Source organism: Indibacter alkaliphilus LW1 (assembly GCF_000295935.2).
GTDB lineage: Bacteria > Bacteroidota > Bacteroidia > Cytophagales > Cyclobacteriaceae > Indibacter > Indibacter alkaliphilus.
Genome location: NZ_ALWO02000041.1, coordinates 1 through 735, shown reverse-complemented (window position 1 = coordinate 735; position 735 = coordinate 1). Strand labels below are relative to the sequence as shown.

Genomic DNA, 735 nt, shown 5'->3' with positions numbered 1-735 from the left:
ATTTATCTTTCACTAAATCATAAACAAAGTTAAGATCTAAGACTTTTTCAACTTTACGTAACAAGTGATCATCAGGAACTAACTGAGATATTGAAATCATTTCAAATTGTTCTCTGTTATTGGAAGATTTATTTAGCATACTATCACCTCAATATCTTATTACTATTATTATACTAGAAATGGGCAAACAGGTTGTTATGTAAAATATTGAAAAATAAAAAATGCCGACAAGTCCGTAGGACTTTGTCGACAGTCTGAAAGACACTACTAGTGTCTTTCTTTTTTTATGGATTTTTTACTATCAAAATATATTAGGTGTGGGGGGAATATACAATGACGTTACTTACAATTCTACAACTAATCGTTAATATCGTATTAGTCGCAGTAGTATTAGTGTTACTTATCATTGGTTTAACGTTACTTGTAACTGATAGACGCCAAAAGCAACATAGTGTGCTTAGAAACTATCCGTTACTTGCGCGCGTGCGTTACTTTTTAGAAAAGATAGGTCCGGAACTCAGACAATATCTATTCTCGGAAGACCATCAGGGTCGCCCATTTTCAAGAAGTGATTACACAAATATTGTTAAAGCAGGTAAGTACAATTCACGCATGGCAAGTTTTGGTACTACGCATGATTACAAATATGGATTCTTTATCCAAAATGCGCTTTATCCTAAACAAGCAAATCAACTTGATATCAATCAAGATAAAATGATTTCAACATTCTTGTAT

General features: G+C 32.5%; 1 pseudogene. It reads left to right on the top strand.

Annotated features, from left to right (window positions below):
* Positions 1-333: 333 nt before the first annotated feature.
* Positions 334-735, top strand: a pseudogene (locus A33Q_RS15655) (hypothetical protein); the annotation flags it as partial.